Raw genomic sequence first — 15,988 nt, 5'->3', positions numbered from 1 at the left:
CCAAACCCGCCACTGGAGGATCGCCATGGAACCCGCCTGCCTGCTGACCCATCCCGCCAACGGCCCCTACGCCGCCGGCCAGGCCGGCCAGCACGACCGGTACGACGCCGTGCGCGCCACCACCACGGCGCTGGCCGCGCCGCTCAGCCCGGAAGACTGCCAGGTGCAATCCATGCCCGACTGCAGCCCGGTCAAGTGGCACCTGGCGCATACCACCTGGTTCTTCGAAACCTTCCTGCTGACCCATTTCCATCCGCCGACCGCGGTCTTCCATCCCCAGTACCGGATGCTGTTCAACTCCTACTACAACGCCATCGGCGCCAAGCATCCGCGTCCCCAGCGCGGCCTGCTGTCACGGCCGCCGTTGGCGGACGTGATACGGTATCGCCAGCATGTGGACGAGGCCATGCATGCGTTGATATCGCGGCTCGGCGGCAACGACCCGGCGTTCGACGCGTTGCTCGAGCTGGGCTTGAACCACGAGCAGCAGCACCAGGAACTGATCCTGACGGATCTGAAGCACATGCTTTCCGCCAATCCGCTCAAGCCTGCCTACGTGGCCGGCGGATCGCCGGCGCTGCCGCCGGGCACGCCGGCCGGCTGGACCCGATACAACGGCGGCGTGGTCCGCATCGGCCATGATGGACGCGGCTTCGGCTTCGACAACGAAGGCCCCGCGCACGAGGTGCTGCTGACGCCGTTTCATCTGGCCGACCGGCTCGTGACCCAGCACGAGTACCTGGCCTTCATTCGCGACGGCGGCTACAAACGCCCCGAGTTGTGGCTGTCGCTCGGCTGGGAACGTGTCTGTGCCGAAGGATGGCGCGCGCCGCTGTATTGGGAAGGCCAGCGCGACGACTGGCGCATCTTTACCTTGCGTGGCCTGCAGGAACTGGAGCTGCAGGCGCCGGTCACCCACATCAGCTATTTCGAAGCCGATGCCTACGCCCGCTGGGCCCGGGTACGCCTGCCGCGTGAAGCGGAATGGGAGCATGCGGCGCGCCAACTGCCCGACGAGGCCTGGTCGGCCCGCGCCAACCTGCTGGAGAACGGCCACCTGGATCCGCGGCCGGCCCCCGCGCGGCTCGGCGCCAGCGGACCGGTCCAGTTGTTCGGCGATGCCTGGGAATGGACCGCCAGCGCCTATGATGCCTACCCCGGTTTCAAGCCCGACAGCGGAGCGGTGGGGGAATACAACGGCAAATTCATGTGCAATCAGTACGTGTTGCGCGGCGGCTCCTGCGCCACGCCGCGGGGCCATATCCGTCCCAGCTACCGCAATTTCTTCCCGCCCGAGGCGCGCTGGCAGTTCTCGGGGATCCGGCTGGCACGCGATGCCTGAGGCGCGGCCGGGCGGATGTAGAAAAAAATCCCCGCCTGGTTGCATTCCCAAAAAATTCCGTGCTAGAATTTCGTTCTTCGTTGCCCTGCTCTCTTTTAATAGCGAGCCAGCAGCAATGAAGACGTAGCAATAAAGACGTGGCGCATTAGCTCAGCCGGTTAGAGCGACGGAATCATAATCCGCAGGTCCCCTGTTCGAATCAGGGATGCGCCACCAAAGAATTCAAAGCAAGGCCCGCAAGCAATTGCGGGCCTTTTTGTTTTTGTGTTTTTGTGTTTTGGGCGGGTGTTTGGGTGGGTGTTTTGGTTTTAACCGACGGGCCTTGATCAACCCGCTTTGATCAACCCTTCCTGGCCAACCAATGTTGGCCGCCCCAAATCCTGGCTCCCCCCGCAGCTACAGTTTGACCAGCATATCGCGGCGGCGTCCGCCCCAGGTGGCGCACAGGCTCGCGACGAACGCGCCGATCAACATCGAAGCGAAACCCCACAACGCGAACGCCGCAGCCGCCTTGCGCGCCTGGTCGGCCGCCTCGCGGGCTTTCTGCTTGGCGTCATCAGCGGCTTTCCTGGCGTTCTGGATGGTCTGCTCCACGCGTTGCTGCGCCGCCGCGGGATCGATCTGCGCTTGCGCCGCGATCACCTTGGAGACATAGTCGCGATCCGCGGCCGTCATCTCGCCACGCGCCAGGCTCATGGCCACGATACGGCCCACTTCGGCCCTGGCCGCGGCGCGGTCGCCAGTGGCGTCGGGACGTTCGGAACGCAGCAGCACGTCGGTGAAATAATCGCCGGCCCGGTCCACGCCGCCAGCGCCGGCACCCACGGCCGCGGTCGCGGTGATGGCGGTGCCCGCCCCGGCGGCCACCGAGGCGCCGGCCCTGGCCGCGCCCGAGGCCAACGTGGCGATGGCGGAGCCCAGCAGCGCCGCGCTGACCACGGCGCTCAATGCCCAGGTCAGAAAGCCATGCGCGGTATCGCGGAAGTAGATCTCGTCGCCGTGCACGTCGGCCCACTTGGTGCGCAGCCGGCCGGCGACGTAGCCGCCCACGCCATAGGCCACGATCTGGGTGAACAGCATCCAGGCGATCACGCCTATGCCCACCGCCGGCGCGGACATGCCTTCGCCGCTCCAGGGTGAAACAGACAGAAAGCCCAGCCCGGTGCCGCCAGCGAACAACGCCAGCGACAAGGCGGCGGCGATCACGGCGCCGGCGAAGACCGCCGCCCACGACACGGCGGATATTGCCGATTCGCGCGCATGCATGATGCCCTCGTAGGGGCGGTTGGCCGTATTTGCATTTTCCATGGTTGTTCCTTGTTCATAGTGCGCGGCGCGGCGCGGAGTCGAAACGGCGATCAGTGCCAGAACAGCGCCAGCAGGATGATGATGGGAATGGGCACCCCCAGCAGCCATAGCAGGATGGAACGCATGCAGACCTCCTTGAAATGAATGGAATCCCGGCGCTCAGGCCAGGTCGATCGTGCCGGGCGCGCGCGGATCGGGCGCGGGCGGCGTTATGCCGGGCGCGCCAGGATCATCGGGCGCGTGATTCGGATCCGGTCGCGGATCCTCCGGCGAGGGATCGCCGGGCAGCGGCGGGTCATCGGGTGGAACGTCGTCGGGCGCGCCCGGTGGACGGTGAAGGGATGGGGACATGGCAGTTCTCCTCGACGGCGCCAAGCGCGCCAGCCGATCCGCCAGCAAGCGCCATGCCCGTCCGGCGGACGCAAAAAAACCCTCGAACGAGGGTTTTGCGTGGGAGAGCTGCCGGCGGTGCCTCGGAGATCAACCCCGGCCAGTCTTGCCGTCGCGGGGCGCTTCCATGCTGTCAGAGGCGTCCCGGCCGAGGAATTCCACCACGGCTGCCTTGCCGGCGGCGGAGGCCTCATCCTGGCTGGCATAACGCCGCTCGGAATAATTGGTGCTGCGCACATTGCCGGTTTCCGGTTCCAGCAGCGTGATGATCCAGGCGAATTCACCCGGCATCAATTGCCTGACCTGCAAGGTGGCACGCGTGCCCGGGCGCAGTCGTTGCGGCATCTGGCGATCTCGAAGAGGACTCAAGGCCTTCATCGTAGCGCAAAGCGCGGGCGACTCGAGCGCCGAAAAATGCTGCAATGCACACCGTTTCAATGCTGCAAGCTGCGCGGCGAAAATGCCACATCATTGGCCGGAACCTGGAAAACCCTAGCGCCATCCCCTCGAAACCAGGCGCACAATCAGATCAAACGTACTAGACCGCGATAGCGGCGCCGCATCCCTTTAATCAGGCGAAGACGGAGACAACATGACTTACGTAGCAGTGGTTATCAGCTGTCTGATGGTTGTGGGTATCGTCGCGTTGGTGATTCAGACGATTCAAAGCGCGGGGTCCGAACCCTGGCTGAAGATATCGGCGGCGATTGTCAGTTCCCTGTTCGCTTCCCTTTTGCTCATTCCGCTCGGTTACGCGGTGGCGCAAACCATGGTTCTGGATTGAGCCTTCCACGCCCGGGGGCTAACTTCCCCGGGCCGATCTGCCTCGCGTCGCCGCCCAACAAATCAACGAACCGGCGGTGACCATCGCTACCCCCTGCCAGAAGGTCAGCGTCAGGCGGGTGGATAGCCATATGGCCGCGAAAAATGTCGACAGCACCGGCGTGAAATATGACGCCGTGGCCAGCAAGGTCAGGTTGCCGTTCAGGATCCCCAGGTTCCAGAGCGCGTAGCCCGCGGCCATGGCACCCGCCGTCACGCACAGTTCCAGCGTGGCGCCGCCGCCGAAGGCCAGCGCGGGTTCCGCGCTCATGCCGTATTTAATCCACAGTACGATCGCAGTCAGCATGAAAAACAATGCCACACCGTTCTTGCCGTCGGCATAGCGTTTTGTCACGTTGCAATAAACGGCCCATATGATGGCCCCGCTGAACGCCAGCCCGTAGCTGAGGGGATTGCTGGAAATGTTGGCGACCAGCCGGTCCCAGGAAATGCCGCCGTCGCCGCCCACCACCCAGACAATGCCGCACAGCGACAAAGCGATGCCGGGAACGACCCAGGCGCTGGCACGCTGGCCGTTGATCAGTATCGCCAGGACGACGGTAAAGCACGGCCACAGGTAATTGACGATGCCCAGTTCGATGGCCTGGCCGCGATTGGCGGCGAAACCCAGCGAAAGCGACAGGCAGATTTCGTAGGCGACGAACAGAATGCTGCCGCTGACCAGATAGGAGCGTGGGAACGACCGCAGACGGGGAAACCCCAGCAGCAGGACGAGAAACACCGAACCTACCGTATAGATCAGGGCCGCGCCGCCGATCGGCCCAAAACTCTCGCTGACGCTGCGGATCAGGCCGACCACGGTGCCCCAGAGCACCACGGCCATCAGCCCAAGAAAGGTCGCCGTGTTCCGGCTGGGAGCAAATTGCATTACTTTTTCCGATTGCCCGAGGTCCATCCAGGCGCCGCGCCGGGCAACGCGCGCCAGAACGACGCAGTGTAGCGAAACAGGAAAACAGCCGCGGCGACATCGGCATGCCGGCAAGGAATGCCGGCGCGCGGCGGATCAGTGCAACCACCGACAAGAGGGAGATCAGGCCGCATGACCATCTCAGTACGCAGGCTGACCGATGTGCTCGCCACAACGGCATCAGGCCGACTTTATCGGATCGAAGTGTTCACGCAGACGGAACGGCAGGACGGGCCCGCCCCAGGCGACATGAGCTTCCGCTACGTCCTCAGGACATCGGAGGGAGAGCGTGTCATCGCACTGGACGAGCGGCGCTACCGGCTGCATTCAGGCGAGGTGCTGACTGCCCTCACCCCCGCGCCCCGCCGCCCCCCTGCCCTCGATCCGCCTTGAAGCAGGAAGGCACGGGGAAGGCAGCATGGCGGAGTCAGGGGCCGTCAAAGGCCACGCGCCGCTTGCCCAGGCCCTTGGCCCGGTACAAGGCGACATCGGCCCGCTCCAGCAATTGCAGCATGGTGACGCCGGACTGCGGATAGACCGCGATGCCTATGCTGGCGGAAACCGCCACCTGGATATTGGGATACGGCTGCGACAGGCTTTCGACCAGGGCTTCGGCGACTCCCGTGGCGTCGTCGCCCCCGGCCCCCAGCAGCAGCACGGCGAACTCATCGCCACCTTGCCGCGCCGCCACGTCCGACACCCGGATGGCACGGGCCATGCGGTCTGCCGCCTCTTTCAGCACGGTGTCGCCCGCGGCATGCCCATGCCGGTCATTGACCGCCTTGAAGCCGTCCAGGTCGATCGCCAGGATGGCGAACGACTCGCCGCTGCGCTGCGCCACGGCCAGCTCACGCAGCACCAGTTCGCCGAACAGTACCCGGTTGCACAGCCCCGTCAACGGATCGTAGTGCGCCAGGTGTTGCGCGTGCGCCAGCATGCGCGACGCCTGCAGCAAGGCCGCGCCGACCTCGGCGGCCTCCTTGACGCGCGTGCCGGGCAACTCGACGCTGCGGCCTTCACCCAGCGCCAGAGCCGGTCCGACCAGGCCCTGCACCGCCGAGGTCAGGCGGTTGGCCAGCCGCAGGGCCAGCCACAGCCCCAGCCCGAAGGTTACCAGCGTGCCCAGCACCAGCCAGGCGATGGAACGATACAGATCGGTCGTCACCAACGTCATCGGCGCGCCGGCCGCGACCGTCCAACCGGTCAGGCTGGATCGGCTGAACGCGGTATAGACCGGGGTGCCTTCCTTGGTGATGGTTTCCAGCGAGCCCTCGTTTTCCATCTGCACGGCGTGCGCCAATGCCGGCACCGCCTTCTGCCCGACGAAGCGCTCCATGTCGCGGGTACGCGCGATGATGGTGCCGCTTTTGTCCAGCACCGCCGCCACCCAGCCGTCCGGCAGTCCGCGACGTCCCAGCACATTGCCGATGCGCTCGGGCGACAGGCCCACGTTGAGGCTGTAGATGACGTCATCGCCGCGCACCACGGGGACACCCAGCGCAATGGTCGGACTGCGGCCGACGGCGCTGGTGAACAAGCCGCTCAACACCGGTTCGCGCGCGCGGAAAACCCGCGCCAGCTCTTGCGCCACGCCCGATGGCGGCAGTTCGGTGCCATAGGGCACCAGGGTATTGACGAGCTGGCGACCGGACCTGTCCGTCAGGACATAACTGTCGATGACCTGGAACTTGATGGCTTCGCGGGCGCGCTGGTGAAATCCGGCCATGTCGCCACTGAGCAGGTCTGGCGATGATGCCAGCATCTGCAAGCCGGCCTCGACCCCGGTCATTTCGCGATCGAGGATGGCAGTGAGGTTGCGCGCCAGGAAAATCGTGTCGCGAAAAATCCGCTCTTTCTGGATCAGATAGCTTTCGTAGACGGCGATCGAGGCCACCACCAGCGCCGGCGCGATACAGGCGACCACCAGCCCAAGCAGGCCGGTGCGCATCGAATACCGGTGCTTGGAACGGACCCGCGCGACGGCCAGGCTTTCGCCATCAGCCATGTTGTTTTTCCCGGCCGCGCCACCGCGCGGGACAACACGTTTGCCGATACTGCATTCTCTGACCCATTGCGCCTCTCCTGGAAAAGCCAACCGCGCCTCGGGCGCGGGTTGGCGAAAAACCAGAAATCATTGCAGAACCAGACCGCGGCATACTCATTCATCGCCTGCCGGCGCCAGGAATCAGGTTCCCGACGATGAAAAATCCGCGTCCCCAATTTACCTCAAAAACAAAGCCGAGCCACCATTTCATTATGCTCGAGCACCTGCCGGCGGATGTTCGGCGGCGTGGCGTCGACCTCGGCGGCGGAATTGAAATATACCGGCCGTGCATGCTCGCAATACTCAATCCCGGTCCTCGGGGGAAGCGGCGCGCACCCACCCAGACTTGAGGCGATCAGCCACGGCATCGTCATCGCTGCGAGCCACTTTATCCTGCACATCCCTGGCCTCCTGGCGGGCCTGGCCCGCCCGCTCCTGGAGGCGGGCCGCACTGTCCGAGCGTTCCTGCGCCCGGCCCATGGCCCGCCCCCGCCAATAAACCCCGGCGACGGCGGCCAGGCCCGCCAGCACTGCCGCCATCAAGCCGAGGCCCCGCTTAATCCATTGCTGCAACATGCGTCGCGCTCCTGTCTACCCGCGCCCGGACGGCCGCAACGGCCTGCTGATACAGGGCGGGCCAACTGTCAGGCTTGGGCTTGCCCGGCCGCCAGGTGCGCAGATACAGCGCCCACGCCGCATTCGTCTCGCCGACCGGCGGCAGCGCCTTCGGATCGGTCCAGAGCAGCAACCGGGCGACGCCCGCCGCCAGCACGTCGTCATGCTCGAGCGCGGCGTGGATCGCGTCCGGATCGGCGGCCACGCCGCGCGCCCGGCACAGCGCGGTCAGCCAATCCCTGCTCGCCGCGTGCAGGAACACGCCCCACACACCGCCGCGACTGGCGGGCGTGCCCCTCTCGAACTGCCAGAAACCGCGCGCCGGTCCGCCGATCTGGCGCCGATGCACGAAGCGGCTTTCCTGCAGGCCGATCGCCAGCAGCATGCAACGCGCCTCGCCCGTATCCATGCGCGCCGGCAGTAATGCCATCGCCGGCCGCAGCGCGTGATCCGTGATCTGGTCAAGCGTCATGCCTGCCCTCCTTATCCGTTTGGGTATCCATGCCCAGCGTCTTGCGCCGGATCTCCACCGCCCAGTCCACCAGGTCCTGGTTCTGCAGCTTGGCGGTCAGGCGCAGGTAGGCGCCCAGCACCCACCAGGCCGGCAAGCCGGCCAGCAGCATGCAGGGGCCGAGGACGTAGAACATGGCCAGAAGACCGTCCTCGCCCAGCCCGGTGCGCTGCGCCATCCAATAGGCGGACGACATGATGTCGGGCATCCAGGCAATCATGGCGATCGCCAGCAACGGCCCGAACAGAAAAGAACTGACCACCGTGCAAGCGGTGCGCGCGACGAATTCGCGCGGCGTGCGCGGCGGCATCAGCAACATGCCGATCAAGGCCGCCATCGCCGCCGGCATGCCGAAGGCCAGCGCGATTTTCAGGGCGGCCCAGCCGCCCAATCCTGTAGATGCCGGTTCCATGGTTACACCGCTCCTGTCGACGGTGCGCATTGCTGCCTCCCGTGAACATCACGGGCGCCGCAATGGCGCACCGGATGGACAAATTGAAATGCGGGCGACACTGTCGTCCGTTTGGTGCAGGCGCTGCCTGCATGCGTCCTGGTATCTTCCCTGTCTATTTCCCTTTCCTTTCAGTCCGACCTGCCATGAAACCTTGGACCCGCCGCCAACCTCGCCGCAAGCCCGCTCCGACCCTCGCCGAGGCGCTCGCCCGCTATCTCCTCGAGGTCTCGGCAACCAAGAAAGGCCATACGTCGGAACAGTCGATCGCGCGGATCTGGCGCGCCACGCGTCTGGCGATCCGCCCGGTCGATCGCATCCGCAGCTCGGACCTGACGGAATTGCGCGACGAATGGCTCAAGGATCGTGCCCCGGCCACCGTGGTGCGCCGCATGGCTTTCCTGTCACACGTCTATACGGTGATCCGAAAGGATTGGGGTTTCGACCAGTTGGCCAATCCTGTCCAGCTGGTGCGACGTCCGGCTGTGGACGACGCTCGAGACCGGCGTCTGTTCGACCGCATTACCCTGCGCGGGCTGTCGGAGGACGACTGTCCGCGCAAAGAACTGGAATGGATCATCCGCGCCACCCGCTCGGCCGAGCTACCCACGATCCTGACGGTGGCCAAGGAAACCGGCATGCGCCGGTCCGAGGTCGTGGGGATCCAGCGCGAGCATCTGGATCTGATGCACGGAGTGGTGCATCTGCCCCACACGAAAAATGGCCGGGCCCGCGATGTTCCGCTTACCCCCCGGGCCCGCGAGGCCCTGCGCCGCTGGGTCACAGGCAAACCGATGCGAGGTCGCATCTTCGCAATGCAACCCGGCTCGGTCACCCGGGCATTCATTCGCGCCCGTCGCCGTGCCCGATCGCGATACGAAGGCATGTGCCGGCACTATGGCCGGCGCCCCAATCCCGCCTACTTCCGCGACCTGCGATTCCATGATCTGCGACACGAAGGCACGTCGCAACTTGCCACCGTGTTCCAGATCCATGAATTGGCCAAGGTCAACGGCAACGTCGACACCCGCATGCTGCTGCGCTATTACCACCCGCATGGGCGCGAACTGGCCCAGAAGCTGGCGCGCAGCCAGCTAGGCCGGCGCCAGCTCGAGGAAATGCGGCGCGAGCGCGAGATCGAGCTGGATACGTTGCCCCTGGCCGCCTGACGCTACGCGGCAGCGCTTTCAACCGGGCGCGGCGGTTCCACCGCGGTCAGCCAGGCCGGCAATTCCCCCCAGCCCGGATAGCTGACCTTGCCGATCGTGCCGTCATGCTGCGCGCCGATCGAATACGGCGCTCCCGTCTCCACCACCCACAGCGGCGTGGTGCGATAGTCATCGACCATGGCCCAGGCATCGCCCAGGCGCCGGGGCCATTTTCCGGCCGGAGGCGCCGGCGGCGCGTCCTCGTATGCGCCGTAGGGGATGTTGAATGTGCCCGGCGTCAAGGCCAGTTCGTTTGCGGTCGACTGATACAGGTAAAGGCCGTCGTTGTCGGTCTGGAATACTGCTTTTTGCATATTGTTTTCTCCTTCGGAATGAAATTTGCACTGCAAATGCGCGGGTGCTGGGATCCAAACAGCAGGGAAGCAGCATTGCAGTGAACGGCGGCCCGACGGGCCTTTCCTCGATCGCTGACTACTCGACGACCGGCGTCGCAGATTGGGGACTGGAACCGGCGGTGCCAATGGCCGGTATGAAGATCGCCAGCGCGCCGGGAACAGCAGGCGTCCCAACGTCTGGCAACGTGGCCCGGGTGAGGCCTGCCAACGTTGCCTATCATCCGCGCCTGCACGTATGACGTCGTCGTCACTGCAAATGCGCGGGTGCTGGGCACGCGCCAGGCGGATGCAATGAAAGCGCACGTTCATACGCTAATCATGCAGCGGTCTGGCGGCGGCCTCGGCTCGACCATGCGCGCAGTTAATGGAGGGAACAACTATTGGCCCTTCAACGCGAACGGATCGGAATCGGAATATGTCACGAGGGATAGCAACCAAGGGGTAAGCGCAGCGGGCGGAACTGAGAATCGGAGCCTGAACACTGCCTACCTCCCCCGTATTCATGCCTGACCGTCCGTCCCACTGCAAATGCGAGAACGCTAGCGACGCGCCAGCCGCAGCAAGTCCAAAGCCACCTCCACACAAGCTTGGCCGTGGGCGTAGGAGAAGGCTCGTTAGGGCCAGGCCAGAGTTCTTACGCGCTTTATGGCTCCGGCACCACGGGACTGTCAGGCGGCCCAGAAACACGACCGATGAATATTGCCTATCACCCACGGATTCATGTCTGAAATCAAGCGTGAATCCGGGGATAGAAAGCGACGTTGGTAGGCCGCGTTTCCTTGCCTCCAGTGTTCGTCGTTCCCCGTCCTATGACCGTGCCTGACTTACCCCCAACACCCATTGCAGAGGAACCGCTGAACGCGTCCCAAGTTTCGTTTGGGATTGCGTGAGAGTGGCTGGCGATTGCTCCGGCCTGCCGGCTAGCCATCGCTCTCGCATTTGCAGTGTCAGCGTCAGTTCCGGTAAACCGACGGAACATATCGCGCAGATCCGGCACCCGGAACTGTGTCGCCGAATAGTCCGAAAACCAATGGCTGCCGCGGTTTGCCGACCACACGGCCTCGGTTTTCACCAACCCCTGCTCCTGCGCGTAACCCCATAGCGCGGCGTAGTCCGTCTTCGACAGCAAACCGCCGGTGGCGTCGACCTCGCTGGCCAGCGGCAGGTTGGTATGGCCGTCCAACGGGCGGCCGCAAAGCGGCGAGCGGTAGCCGGTGAAATACTGTCCGGTCACCCAGTTCCACACTTCGGCGCATTCCGCGACGATGATGGGACCGACATCCTGAGTCGGCAGCGCATTGATCGAGTAGATCCTGGGGAAATTCCCCGCCACGAACGCGGTCGTGGCGATACGGGCGCTCTTGTCCCCCGCCGCCGGCGTCGGTGCGGTCGGGGTCCCGGTCAGCGCCGGCGACGCCGCCAGCGCCGCCACGAAGCGGGCCTGCAGCGCCGCCAGGTCGCCGTCGTCCAGTACGTCCTGGCCCGTCTTGTCGGCGATGTACTGGCCGATCATGGCGGCCACGAAGGACGCCTGGCGCCAGACGGTGTTGAGTTCCTTGGATTTGGCCGTGCCGGCCGAGAAGCCGCCCAGCCGGGCAGCCAGGGCCTGGTAGTCGGCGGGATCGAGCACGTTGGCGCCGGGCACGGTGCCGAAGGGAAGAATTTGATTGATAGCCACGGAATTGTCCTTATTCAACCTGCGAAAAGCGAACCCCAGAGTCCGCTGTCGAACCCCGAGATGTAATGGTTCTGAACGTCAAAACCGAACAGGGGCCCCTCGTTCGAGGGGATGACGTAGTAACTGATGCGCACGCCCTCCGGCTTGAGCGGGATGTATCCGCCCGTCAGGAGCGCCAGGAACAGCGCCGACGGCGGCGTGCCGGCGACGCCGATGTCGACCGACATGTCGCCGTTGTCCTGGATGAACACGTGGGTGCCGCCGCCGAAGATGCGCTCCAGGATGGCGGCCGACGTCTCCAGCGTGCCGTCCCAGTGGTTGGCGCCGATCTTGGCGCGCAGCAGCAGGCGATAGGTGTCGTCGTCCAGCGCGGTCAGGCCGCTGTCCGGATCGAACGGTCCCTGCCATACCCCTTGGTCGAAACCCAGGCCGTCGGTGTCGTGCGAGAAATACACGTTGGCGATCGGCGTGCGGACCTTCCGGTCCAGCCCCACCCAGCGCCCCACGGCATCCAGCTGCGCCCCGACCGCCAGGTCCAGGTCGAAAGCCGCCGGCATGCCGCCGTACAACTCACGCAGGCTGGCCGCCGCGCCGCACAGGGCGGTCACGGTGGCAACGAACCTGGGCTTGCCGCGGTGCCAGGCCGACAGCCGCGCGATGTAGTCGTCCGTATTGGCCATGTCAGCTCACCGTGAGTTTCACGTCGTCGGGCGTCGCGGCGGCGGCTTCGTTGAAGGCCAGCGGCACATCCGGCGCGCCATCGCCGGCCGGGCCGCGCAGCGCCAGGCCCGTGATCTTGAACGTGCCATTGCCCGCCACGCCGTTCGCGGCCGAGATAGCGTCGGCCCATTCCACCGAGGCGCTGGCGCCGCCGCCGATCGCGACCCCATTGATGTAGTCGGCAACCGCGCGCTGCACCGCTTGCCCGATGGCCGTGGTGTACCCGGGCAGCGCCCGCATCTGCACCTGCACCGAGAGCGGCACGAGGGTGGGCCGGAAAAAGCGGATGCGATGCGCGATGCCGTAGATGTCCGTCACCACCACCGCGGTGGTGCCGTGCGTGCCCGTGCCGGGCGTCTTCTTGGCGGCGATGGCTTGCGCGATCGAGGCCGCGTCGCCGCCGTCGACCACCAGGGCGATGCTGTGCGGCGGCAGCCCGTGGGCGTCGACCACCGCGGCGTCGTTCTCGAAGGCGGCATGGCGCAATACCCCGGGCACCGACGCCACCGCGCCGATGGTGCCCTCCAGCACGCTGCGCGATGGCAGGGCCACCGAGATGGCCTGCCGCACCCGCAAAGCGGCATCGCTCTCGACCGGCGCGCCGGGGGTCGCGGCCGCCGGATTGGTGACGGACTGCCAGCCCAGCGTCGGCGTGCCGATCTGGTTGACGCTGCCGGCCGGCGCCGTCACCGCGCCCAGCGTCTGGCTAAGCGCGGTGACGGTGATCTCGCCGCCAGGCGGGATGGTGACGCTGGACGGCAATTGCCAGCGGCCGCGATTGGCATCGGTCGCCACGCCATCGACGATGGTGACGCCGCCCTGCCCGACGATGCGCAGGTCCACCGCAGAGCGCGTCGCCACGCCGCGCGCCAGGCCGTTGATCTTGACGTTGCTGGACAGCGCCGCATTGGCGGCGGTGGCGGGCGAGAACGCGTTGTACACATTGATCGCCGCCGTGTTGGCCTCGTGGATGGCCAGGGCGAACAGGGCCAGCAACTGGCCGTCCTGGCTGTCCGCCTCCAGATAGGTGTCCGCGCCGTAGATGCCGCGGTACTGCTCCTTGAAATACTGCAGCACCTCGCCGTAACTCGGCGCGCGTATGCCCGCGGCGTCGATGACCGGGGCCGTGGATGGAATCGTCATAATGCCGCCTGCACAGTGGCCGTGCCGTAAAGGGTTGAGATGGATGCCGTAACGCTCAGGCCGCGGGTTTGCGGATCGAGCCGGCTCGAATACCCGGCCAGACCGGTCACGCCGGCCGTGCCCAGGATGCGCTGGCGGATGGCCCAGTCGTAGCTGGCCCTGGACTGCTTGCCCAGCACCTCGCCGCGCCAGGGCATGCCTTCGGTGACGTCGAGGAACCATTCACCGCGCGCCAGCATCAGCCGCGTCTTGACGGCCTGAGCCACGGTCGCGGCCGTGTCGCGATGGAAATCGGCCCGTGACGAGCCGAATGAATAGTCGCCGTCGGCGTCCAGTTTTCGGTAACGCATGGGAGTCCTCAATTGGGCGGTGTGGTCACCGCGTTGGCCCCTTGGGCGATGTGGGTGTGCGTGTCGTCCACCCGTTTTCCATTGGCCAGGATCTGGCCGATCACGTTCAACACGCCGGTGATCTGGGCGGTATTGCCCTGGCCGCCGCTGCCGACCAGGCCGGCCAGATAGCTCAGCAGGCCGTTGACCAGCACCTGTCCGGAGAACTCGGACGTCGGCGCGACCACGTCGAAGCCGCCCGGCGCCACGATCCTCACCTTGCCCGCGGCCGGATCCAGCTCCAGGAACGTCGAGCCGTCGTCGCTGCGCAACTGGGTCGTGTGAGTGCTGACCGCGGGCAGCACCCGCGGCTGCGACCGCACGCCCACATAGACAAAGCCGTCGGACAGGTCATGCATCCGCACTTCCGCCTGGTCCTGGACCTGGCCCGATTGCCACCAGGCATCGATGCAGCGCGACGCGAACACCACCAGGCATTCGTCCCCGGGCTTCACCGGGAAAGTCAGCGTGCAATTGCCCCCCGCGGGAAAGTACACGGGGCAATCCACCAGCAGCGGCAACGTCATGCTGCGCTGCGTTCCCTCGGGCGTGGTGACGCGCGCGCGGATGGCCGGTTGCGCGGTGCACGTCATGGCCACCGGGTCGAACGCGCCGATGATGGCCGGCATGGCGGTCCAGGTCTGCGCCAGCGCGCCGCGCAGCGCCGCGCCGATCGCGGCTTGCGGGTCGTTCAAATTCTCTAGTCGGTTCATGAATCATCCTGCTGAAATGAAGCCGCGCGGGCCGTTACTTGACGACGTCGGCCGGCCTGGCCGCGGCGCCCTCCGCCCCTGCCCGTCCCAGGTCGCCCGGGAACAGCGTCGCATCGGTGGCCAGGCACAGGATCTCCGTGTACCAGTCGTTGTCGCGGGTATGCCCGCGATGCTCGACTTCCATGACGTAGTAGTAGCCGTCGCCGCTGATGCGGCGCTGTTCGCCGCGATCGATTTCTGTCGCGTCCTTGCCCTGGGCGCGCCCCTCGTAGCCGTACTCGGCGATGCGGCTGTTGTCCAGGTTGACCAGCCCGCCCACGCGGATGCTGGGGTTGAGCAACATGCGCACCTTGATGCCCTTCTCTGCCTGTTCGGGCATGCCGACCAGGCCGGTGTCGTGCGAGATGACGGGCACCGAGCCCGGCACGTAGGCGGTCTCGGGAACGATCACGACTTTGCCGTCCTGGATGCTCCACAGCGTGTTCGCGCCGTCACAGACGTCCTGCATGTGGTCGCGCACCATGCCGGACATCACGGCTCCGCGGATGGCGGTCTTGCCGCCCAGGTCGGGCACGTAGCCCTGCCTGACGCCATACAGGTTCATGGCCGAGCACAGCAACCGCACCTTGTCGGCGCGGGTGGAGCCCTTGGGCACGGTCGCATTGACCACCGCGAAGTTGTAGGCCTTGTCGCCATCGGCCGCCGTGATCTCCAGCACCGTCTCGGTGTCGCCCGATCCGCCCCACCTGGCCCGCACCACGTTGCCGTGGAAGATCACGCCGTAGTTGCCCTCGTAGCCGGCCTGCAGCACGACCCGGGTGAATTCGCGCTGCACCATGCTGGCCGTCTCGCGACTGGCATTCATCACCTTGATGGTGGCGGTGTTGGGCGTCTTGGCATCATTGCGCTTGATCGCGAAGCTGAAACTGAGCGCCGACAGATCCAGCGCTTCCTCGTCGCCGACGATCAACGACACTTTCCTGCCCCACTGGCGCACGCCCTTGTCGTCGTCCACCGGATCGCCGTACACGGCGATGGGTTCCATTGTGGTCGTCCCGGCCATGTCAGTCCGCCACCCAATAAAGCCGGGCGCCGCGGCCCAGGTCGGTGAACGTCGGCGCGTCGTCCGGCGATTCCGCCCCCGTCACCCGCAGCCCGCCGGTGAAACCGAGGTGGCGGTACTGGCCCAACAGGTTCAGGCCGGCCACCAACGGAACGCCGCATACCAGCGGCCGGCCCAGATCGTCGGCCACGTCCAGGATCCAGCCGTCGCGGTATTGCAATGTCAGCCGATAGTCGTCGCCGCCCAGCGAAATCGCGAACACCTGCGGAATCGGCGACACGGGTATCTCGAAGTAGTTCATGCGTAT

Annotated in this window: 20 protein-coding genes and 1 tRNA gene; 5 read left to right on the top strand and 16 right to left on the bottom strand. The window is 65.9% G+C overall.

Annotated features, from left to right (window positions below):
* Positions 1-25: 25 nt before the first annotated feature.
* Both egtB and AT699_RS09085 read left to right on the top strand, forming a co-directional pair.
* On the top strand, positions 26-1,342 hold the full coding sequence (gene egtB / locus AT699_RS09090) for an ergothioneine biosynthesis protein EgtB (protein ID WP_024068277.1): 1,317 nt from the start codon (positions 26-28) through the stop codon (positions 1,340-1,342).
* Between the two features lie 139 nt (positions 1,343-1,481).
* Positions 1,482-1,558 (top strand) — tRNA-Met (locus tag AT699_RS09085).
* Between the two features lie 180 nt (positions 1,559-1,738).
* Here AT699_RS09085 and AT699_RS09080 read toward each other — a convergent pair.
* The 3 genes from AT699_RS09080 to AT699_RS09075 form a co-directional block, all read right to left on the bottom strand.
* The gene (locus tag AT699_RS09080; RefSeq protein ID WP_024068276.1) at positions 1,739-2,650 is read right to left on the bottom strand and encodes a hypothetical protein; all 912 of its coding nucleotides are present in this window, start codon (positions 2,648-2,650) and stop codon (positions 1,739-1,741) included.
* 159 nt (positions 2,651-2,809) lie between these two features.
* Complete coding sequence (locus tag AT699_RS30875) at positions 2,810-3,001, bottom strand: hypothetical protein (RefSeq protein ID WP_006388491.1); 192 nt, start codon at positions 2,999-3,001, stop codon at positions 2,810-2,812.
* 129 nt (positions 3,002-3,130) lie between these two features.
* Entirely contained in the window at positions 3,131-3,385 is a 255-nt protein-coding gene (locus AT699_RS09075) for a hypothetical protein (protein WP_024068275.1), read from the bottom strand.
* Between the two features lie 247 nt (positions 3,386-3,632).
* On the opposite strand from AT699_RS09075, the gene AT699_RS09070 reads away from it, so the two are divergent.
* The gene (locus AT699_RS09070; protein ID WP_006388489.1) at positions 3,633-3,824 is read left to right on the top strand and encodes a hypothetical protein; all 192 of its coding nucleotides are present in this window, start codon (positions 3,633-3,635) and stop codon (positions 3,822-3,824) included.
* An 18-nt stretch (positions 3,825-3,842) separates the two neighbouring features.
* On the opposite strand, the gene yddG is transcribed toward AT699_RS09070, so the two are convergent.
* Entirely contained in the window at positions 3,843-4,751 is a 909-nt protein-coding gene (yddG, locus tag AT699_RS09065; RefSeq protein ID WP_049050696.1) for an aromatic amino acid DMT transporter YddG, read from the bottom strand.
* A 171-nt stretch (positions 4,752-4,922) separates the two neighbouring features.
* Between yddG and AT699_RS09060 the strand changes: the two genes are divergently transcribed.
* Complete coding sequence (locus AT699_RS09060) at positions 4,923-5,183, top strand: hypothetical protein (RefSeq protein ID WP_049050695.1); 261 nt, start codon at positions 4,923-4,925, stop codon at positions 5,181-5,183.
* A 34-nt stretch (positions 5,184-5,217) separates the two neighbouring features.
* Here the strand turns inward: AT699_RS09060 and AT699_RS09055 are convergent, their stop codons facing one another.
* The 4 genes from AT699_RS09055 to AT699_RS09040 form a co-directional block, all read right to left on the bottom strand.
* Positions 5,218-6,795: a sensor domain-containing diguanylate cyclase gene (locus AT699_RS09055; protein ID WP_006388487.1), complete on the bottom strand. Its 1,578-nt coding sequence runs from the start codon at positions 6,793-6,795 to the stop codon at positions 5,218-5,220.
* 342 nt (positions 6,796-7,137) lie between these two features.
* Entirely contained in the window at positions 7,138-7,410 is a 273-nt protein-coding gene (locus tag AT699_RS09050; RefSeq protein ID WP_058207271.1) for a hypothetical protein, read from the bottom strand.
* Positions 7,391-7,921, bottom strand: coding sequence for a hypothetical protein (locus AT699_RS09045; protein WP_024068272.1), 531 nt, complete (start codon positions 7,919-7,921; stop codon positions 7,391-7,393). Before AT699_RS09045 ends, AT699_RS09050 begins: the two co-directional genes overlap by 20 nt.
* Positions 7,911-8,372 carry a hypothetical protein gene (locus AT699_RS09040; RefSeq protein ID WP_006388484.1) on the bottom strand — a complete coding sequence of 154 codons (462 nt, stop codon included), beginning with the start codon at positions 8,370-8,372 and terminating at the stop codon, positions 7,911-7,913. Before AT699_RS09040 ends, AT699_RS09045 begins: the two co-directional genes overlap by 11 nt.
* Before the next feature lie 185 nt (positions 8,373-8,557).
* Here AT699_RS09040 and AT699_RS09035 point away from each other — a divergent pair, with 185 nt between their 5' ends.
* Positions 8,558-9,580 (top strand): tyrosine-type recombinase/integrase, encoded by a 1,023-nt coding sequence (locus AT699_RS09035; protein ID WP_024068271.1) that lies wholly within the window; start codon positions 8,558-8,560, stop codon positions 9,578-9,580.
* A 2-nt stretch (positions 9,581-9,582) separates the two neighbouring features.
* Here AT699_RS09035 and AT699_RS09030 read toward each other — a convergent pair whose 3' ends face one another.
* The 8 genes from AT699_RS09030 to AT699_RS08995 form a co-directional block, all read right to left on the bottom strand.
* Positions 9,583-9,933 (bottom strand): hypothetical protein, encoded by a 351-nt coding sequence (locus tag AT699_RS09030; RefSeq protein ID WP_024068270.1) that lies wholly within the window; start codon positions 9,931-9,933, stop codon positions 9,583-9,585.
* A gap of 772 nt (positions 9,934-10,705) precedes the next feature.
* Positions 10,706-11,653: a hypothetical protein gene (locus AT699_RS09025; RefSeq protein WP_058207270.1), complete on the bottom strand. Its 948-nt coding sequence runs from the start codon at positions 11,651-11,653 to the stop codon at positions 10,706-10,708.
* A 14-nt stretch (positions 11,654-11,667) separates the two neighbouring features.
* The gene (locus AT699_RS09020; protein WP_024068268.1) at positions 11,668-12,333 is read right to left on the bottom strand and encodes a DUF2612 domain-containing protein; all 666 of its coding nucleotides are present in this window, start codon (positions 12,331-12,333) and stop codon (positions 11,668-11,670) included.
* A 1-nt stretch (position 12,334) separates the two neighbouring features.
* A complete protein-coding gene (locus AT699_RS09015; protein WP_024068267.1) occupies positions 12,335-13,516 on the bottom strand; it encodes a baseplate J/gp47 family protein in 1,182 nt (393 codons plus the stop codon).
* Entirely contained in the window at positions 13,513-13,866 is a 354-nt protein-coding gene (locus tag AT699_RS09010) for a hypothetical protein (RefSeq protein ID WP_020924456.1), read from the bottom strand. The genes AT699_RS09015 and AT699_RS09010 overlap by 4 nt, the downstream gene beginning before the upstream one ends.
* Before the next feature lie 8 nt (positions 13,867-13,874).
* Positions 13,875-14,618, bottom strand: coding sequence for a Gp138 family membrane-puncturing spike protein (locus AT699_RS09005; RefSeq protein WP_024068266.1), 744 nt, complete (start codon positions 14,616-14,618; stop codon positions 13,875-13,877).
* A 34-nt stretch (positions 14,619-14,652) separates the two neighbouring features.
* Positions 14,653-15,663, bottom strand: a complete 1,011-nt coding sequence (locus tag AT699_RS09000; protein ID WP_024068265.1) for a phage protein — start codon at positions 15,661-15,663, stop codon at positions 14,653-14,655.
* Positions 15,664-15,682: 19 nt separating this feature from the next.
* Complete coding sequence (locus AT699_RS08995) at positions 15,683-15,982, bottom strand: phage baseplate plug family protein (RefSeq protein WP_006388474.1); 300 nt, start codon at positions 15,980-15,982, stop codon at positions 15,683-15,685.
* Positions 15,983-15,988 lie beyond the last annotated feature (6 nt).

The organism is Achromobacter xylosoxidans (assembly GCF_001457475.1).
Taxonomy (GTDB): Bacteria; Pseudomonadota; Gammaproteobacteria; order Burkholderiales; family Burkholderiaceae_B; genus Achromobacter; species Achromobacter xylosoxidans.
Note: the sequence above shows the minus strand (reverse complement) of the source record. Positions and strands in the feature narration are given on the sequence as shown.

Excerpts from the sequence above, each read along its gene's own strand:
- AT699_RS09005 (WP_024068266.1), bottom strand. The coding sequence starts at position 14,618 with ATGAACCGACTAGAGAATTTGAACGACCCGCAAGCCGCGATCGGCGCG.
- AT699_RS09050 (WP_058207271.1), bottom strand. The coding sequence starts at position 7,410 with ATGTTGCAGCAATGGATTAAGCGGGGCCTCGGCTTGATGGCGGCAGTG.
- AT699_RS09040 (WP_006388484.1), bottom strand. The coding sequence starts at position 8,372 with ATGGAACCGGCATCTACAGGATTGGGCGGCTGGGCCGCCCTGAAAATC.
- AT699_RS09030 (WP_024068270.1), bottom strand. The coding sequence starts at position 9,933 with ATGCAAAAAGCAGTATTCCAGACCGACAACGACGGCCTTTACCTGTAT.
- AT699_RS09045 (WP_024068272.1), bottom strand. The coding sequence starts at position 7,921 with ATGACGCTTGACCAGATCACGGATCACGCGCTGCGGCCGGCGATGGCA.
- AT699_RS09080 (WP_024068276.1), bottom strand. The coding sequence starts at position 2,650 with ATGGAAAATGCAAATACGGCCAACCGCCCCTACGAGGGCATCATGCAT.
- egtB (WP_024068277.1), top strand. The coding sequence starts at position 26 with ATGGAACCCGCCTGCCTGCTGACCCATCCCGCCAACGGCCCCTACGCC.
- AT699_RS09000 (WP_024068265.1), bottom strand. The coding sequence starts at position 15,663 with ATGGAACCCATCGCCGTGTACGGCGATCCGGTGGACGACGACAAGGGC.
- AT699_RS09055 (WP_006388487.1), bottom strand. The coding sequence starts at position 6,795 with ATGGCTGATGGCGAAAGCCTGGCCGTCGCGCGGGTCCGTTCCAAGCAC.
- yddG (WP_049050696.1), bottom strand. The coding sequence starts at position 4,751 with ATGCAATTTGCTCCCAGCCGGAACACGGCGACCTTTCTTGGGCTGATG.
- AT699_RS09010 (WP_020924456.1), bottom strand. The coding sequence starts at position 13,866 with ATGCGTTACCGAAAACTGGACGCCGACGGCGACTATTCATTCGGCTCG.
- AT699_RS09060 (WP_049050695.1), top strand. The coding sequence starts at position 4,923 with ATGACCATCTCAGTACGCAGGCTGACCGATGTGCTCGCCACAACGGCA.
- AT699_RS09015 (WP_024068267.1), bottom strand. The coding sequence starts at position 13,516 with ATGACGATTCCATCCACGGCCCCGGTCATCGACGCCGCGGGCATACGC.
- AT699_RS09075 (WP_024068275.1), bottom strand. The coding sequence starts at position 3,385 with ATGCCGCAACGACTGCGCCCGGGCACGCGTGCCACCTTGCAGGTCAGG.
- AT699_RS08995 (WP_006388474.1), bottom strand. The coding sequence starts at position 15,982 with ATGAACTACTTCGAGATACCCGTGTCGCCGATTCCGCAGGTGTTCGCG.
- AT699_RS30875 (WP_006388491.1), bottom strand. The coding sequence starts at position 3,001 with ATGTCCCCATCCCTTCACCGTCCACCGGGCGCGCCCGACGACGTTCCA.
- AT699_RS09020 (WP_024068268.1), bottom strand. The coding sequence starts at position 12,333 with ATGGCCAATACGGACGACTACATCGCGCGGCTGTCGGCCTGGCACCGC.
- AT699_RS09070 (WP_006388489.1), top strand. The coding sequence starts at position 3,633 with ATGACTTACGTAGCAGTGGTTATCAGCTGTCTGATGGTTGTGGGTATC.
- AT699_RS09035 (WP_024068271.1), top strand. The coding sequence starts at position 8,558 with ATGAAACCTTGGACCCGCCGCCAACCTCGCCGCAAGCCCGCTCCGACC.